The sequence below is a fragment of the Pseudoalteromonas sp. Isolate6 genome, assembly GCF_022398435.1.
GTDB classification, from domain to species: Bacteria; Pseudomonadota; Gammaproteobacteria; order Enterobacterales; family Alteromonadaceae; genus Pseudoalteromonas; species Pseudoalteromonas galatheae.
Window position 1 is genome coordinate 1 of record NZ_JAKEVK010000292.1, and the last position, 4,223, is coordinate 4,223.

2 protein-coding genes are annotated in these 4,223 nt (G+C 43.1%); one reads left to right on the forward strand and one right to left on the reverse strand.

Going from position 1 to position 4,223, the window contains the following annotated elements:
* Window positions 1-188: 188 nt before the first annotated feature.
* The gene (locus L1D50_RS21905) at window positions 189-1,196 is read left to right on the forward strand and encodes an isocitrate dehydrogenase (protein WP_138523648.1); all 1,008 of its coding nucleotides are present in this window, start codon (window positions 189-191) and stop codon (window positions 1,194-1,196) included.
* A 34-nt stretch (window positions 1,197-1,230) separates the two neighbouring features.
* Here the strand turns inward: L1D50_RS21905 and L1D50_RS21910 are convergent, their stop codons facing one another.
* Entirely contained in the window at window positions 1,231-4,203 is a 2,973-nt protein-coding gene (locus L1D50_RS21910) for an immune inhibitor A domain-containing protein (RefSeq protein WP_138523646.1), read from the reverse strand.
* Between the last annotated feature and the right edge of the window lie 20 nt (window positions 4,204-4,223).

Below are 4,223 nucleotides of genomic sequence, written 5' to 3' on the forward strand. Positions count from 1 at the left end.
CTATAAATACTATCAATAACAAGCATAAATGATATGTATGTCATTTTTCCATTCCATACTGGAATAAGACCTAATTAATTGCTATAAAACGCGGCTTAAACAAGCGAACGTACACCTTTGTTAATTTCTACTAAACTTAGTCTGCAATTCTTCTCGGGTGTATTCCAACTTTTGATAAAGGAAAAAACATGGCACAGCAAACCATCACAGTTATCCGTGGCGACGGCATTGGCCCTAGCATCATCGATTCAGCAATCGAGATCTTAAAAGCCGTAGGTTGCGACTATGAATATGAATACGTAGACGCAGGTTTGGCTGCATTAGAAAAAACAGGTGAATTACTTCCAGCTGCAACGCTAGAAGCGATTGAGCGTAACAAGATCACGCTAAAGGGCCCACTAACTACACCTGTTGGCGAAGGTTTTACTTCTATTAACGTGACATTACGTAAGCATTTTGGCCTTTACGCAAACGTTCGTCCAGTTAAGTCATTTGAAGGTACTAAAGCACGTTACGATGATATTGATATCATTACCGTACGTGAAAATACGCAAGGTATGTACTCAGGTCTTGGTCAAGTTGTTTCTGAGGATGGCAACGAAGCGGAAGCAATGTCAAAGATCACTCGCGAAGGTGCTGAAAAGATCGTAACTTTCGCTTATGAGTTAGCACAGCGTGAAGGTCGTAAAAAAGTAACTGCGGTTCACAAAGCGAACATCCTAAAATCAACTTCAGGCCTATTCCTTAAAGTTGCTCGTGAAGTGGGTGAGCGTTACCCTGAAATCGAATCAGCAGAAATGATCGTTGATGCTACTTGTATGAAACTAGTAATGACACCTGAAGAGTTTGATGTGATCGTAACAACAAACCTATTCGGTGACATCCTTTCAGATCTTTGTGCGGGCCTTGTCGGTGGTCTTGGTATGGCACCAGGTGCGAACATTGGTACTGATGCTGCAATCTTTGAAGCGGTTCACGGTAGTGCTCCAGACATCGCAGGCAAAAACCTTGCAAACCCAACTTCTGTTATTCTTGCGTCAATTCAAATGCTTGAGTACTTAGGCGAAGCTGATAAAGCGGAAAGAATCCGCAGTGCAGTGGCTGACGTTATTAAGAGCGGCGACCGTACAACTCGCGATCTTGGTGGTAGCCACGGCACTACCGATTTTACACAGGCGGTAATTGAGCGCCTTTAATTCTTAACGCTTGATTTAATCTGTGGGTGGTGCGTTAGCACCACCTTCTTCTTAATCCCACTAGAATCCCACCAATTAACGCAAACCACCCGATACTACCTCCAGACGATCCGCTATCACCAGAATCCGTCGGCGTTGTTGTTGGGGCCGTTACTGTGATCTCGACAGTGCCTTTAGTGCTTTGATCTGCGCCATCCGACAGCGTTAACACGACATTGTATGTGCCCGCTTGAGCGTAACTATGCATTGTAGTTAAACCAGAACCTTGCGTGCCATCACCGAAATCCCAATTAGCTTGATAGTTACCATCACCACCAGCAGCAGTTACGACAAAGCTTGCCTGTAAGTTAGATGTGGTCGCTGCGGCTTCTATGCTAAGTGGCACTACCACTGTCACCGAGGTTGATTTAGCTACCGCCTCACCTTCGGCATCTTTCACATTAAGCGTTACCGTGTACGTGCCGCTTAGCTCATAGATATGTTCGACTGAGTTTGATGTCGCGGTTGCCCCGTCACCAAAGTTCCACTCAAGCTCATAAGGCGCTTTGCCACCAATGATTTCGGCATTGAAGACAAAACTTTGCCCTACTGCGGTCGCTTTGATATCACCGACAGCAAGTGGGATTGGCTCTACATTACCAACGCTGACATTTGAGCTCAACGCTGAGCTGCTCCCATCTGCTTTGGTGCGTGTGAACATTACCGTATAGTTGCCAATATCTTGATAGTTATGAACAGGTGAAAGCGCTTTACTTGTTTGACCATCACCAAAGTTCCACAAAAAGCTATCTGATTCGTTTAAAGCTAAGCCTTTGACATTGAACTTAACGGTGTTTTGCGATTGTACTTGAATGATTTGAGGATCGCTGAGGTAAATTACACCAACTTGTGCACTGCTTGCATCTTCTTCTATGGTATTCAATCTAAGTTGAACACCAAAACCTGGCAAATTAACACCTGATTCCTTTTGGATTGAGAAGGTGTAATCCTGAGTATCATCAAACGTACTGATTGGCGTTAGATGTTGATCGCCAAGACCCGCTTTTTGAGTATCTAAACGCAGAGTTGCATCTTTGACCTGAATAATACTCGTTGCGGGTGTAGTGCCGTCGGCTTTGAAAATAGGGTTTTGGTCTTGATCAATCACCAACATATCACCAGAACCGGGGTGTAACGAAGTAGAGTTATTGCTTTGCCCATCGTTGCTGTACCACATCAACACTCCTGAATTATAACCCGATAAAGACAAACCAGCATCTAACCCTCTAAATGAGCGCAAATGCGCATAGTATGCGTTACTAGGCTTAGCTCTGTAGCCTGAGATTTTACGAAAACCGTTGTAGATTAGGTCATTTGTTGGCTCCGCAGTATTGGTATAAATTTGCGTACCATCCGCTGTCACTTCGATATTATCTAGTAATACTCCTTTGAGCGTTTCAAAATCGTCGGTTTGATAAACGAATGTCACGGTGATAGTTTGTCCTCGGTACGCTGAGATATCAAAATCTAGCGTAATTGGATTAGCGCCAAAAGCAGACGACTCGCCATCCATGTAGTGAGTGATATTGGAGTAATTTGGATGGTTTGATTTTGTTGTATTTCCCGCTATTGGCTGTCCATTTACCGCCACTTGGAAAATATCGTAGTTGAGCTCGATACTATAATTTGCAAGCATGGATAATGAAATTTGACTTGCGTTGGGTAAGCTTAAGGTAAAACTTGCTTGATTATTGAGTTTGTCGTCTTCTCCGGAGTAATAGTGATAATTCCCATCAAGTGGCGTTATGAACTCTTCTAGTTGCGCAGGCAGATTTATTTTTATTTGATTAGTAGTACCATTGTTCACTCCAATATCCGTGAGTGTTACTGTTTGTTCTGTACTCAAGTCGTCTAATGTGTACTCGGTTTGGTTTAACCAATTTCCTGCATAATTTTGTTGTAAAAACTCAAGGCTTTTAGGGGAAAACTGGGTCGGTTGCGAGCCACTTAATTGACCTAAGTAACTGCCTGAAGACATGACCGACCATAGTGCAACGGGTTCACCTATGTCATTGGAATTTAAATCGTATTCGTCCGGTAATCCGAGGTCATGACCAAACTCATGGACAACCACCCCAATTGCAGCATCGATAGGATTAATGGTGTAGTTATAAACTTTGTAGTTGGTATCTGGAATTGCTTTTGGTTGGTTGTTTTCATCAAATACGAAGAAGCGATGTGACCAAATTGCGTCAGTATCTAATACGCCGCCACCTGCTTCTTGACCAATACTTGAATGAAATAACATGACATGGTCAATAATGCCATCAGGTTCAAGGCGGTTGCCATCACCATCTATATCGTTCAAATCTGTTTTATCGTACTCAGATAAGTCGATATTAAATTGAGTCACGGCCTTACTAACAGCTTCGAATACTAACTCTTCCGGCCTTAAGTCGCGGGTATCGTCTTCTTGCTTGCCGTAGTAGGCTGCGTTTTGAGAGGCTCTTACCCAACCAAATGCATTGCCAGATACTTTAAAGCTACCGCCTGAGGCCGCTTGATAAAACTGGGTAGCTGATTGTAACGTTTCATTGTTCGGTCCGTTATAGCCGCTATCTGAATATAATAATGATTGGTAGTGAGACGCGGGATAGCTCGAGTAGTACATGTCTGTATCACTCGGATTTAGTCGGTTTTGGTCGTTAGGTAAATCCGGGAAATCGACCAGAATAGCAAGAATTTTGGCTTCATTAAGTGTTTGTGCCGTACCCACTGCAAATTGTTTGGCTAACTTAGTATTGCCAAGGTGCACATTTTTAATTGCATAAGGTGTTTTTATTTGATTTGCAATAGGCTTTGTCTTGGTGAATTGCTCAAGCGCTATTTTCCGCTCGTATTCACTCAGTGTGCGGCCGAGCTTTTTCTCCTGCCAATAGATAACCTGATCTTTATAGATTACCTGAGCTTGCGCCGTACTTGATAGCAGTGTGGCCGATGCCAATATGCTTAGTTTAAAAATGTTCATCTAAGAGACCCCAGTACAAT

What these genes read in the sequence shown, in the direction of transcription:
- L1D50_RS21905 (WP_138523648.1), top strand. Translation starts at nt 189, where the DNA reads ATGGCACAGCAAACCATCACAGTTATCCGTGGCGACGGCATTGGCCCT.
- L1D50_RS21910 (WP_138523646.1), bottom strand. Translation starts at nt 4,203, where the DNA reads ATGAACATTTTTAAACTAAGCATATTGGCATCGGCCACACTGCTATCA.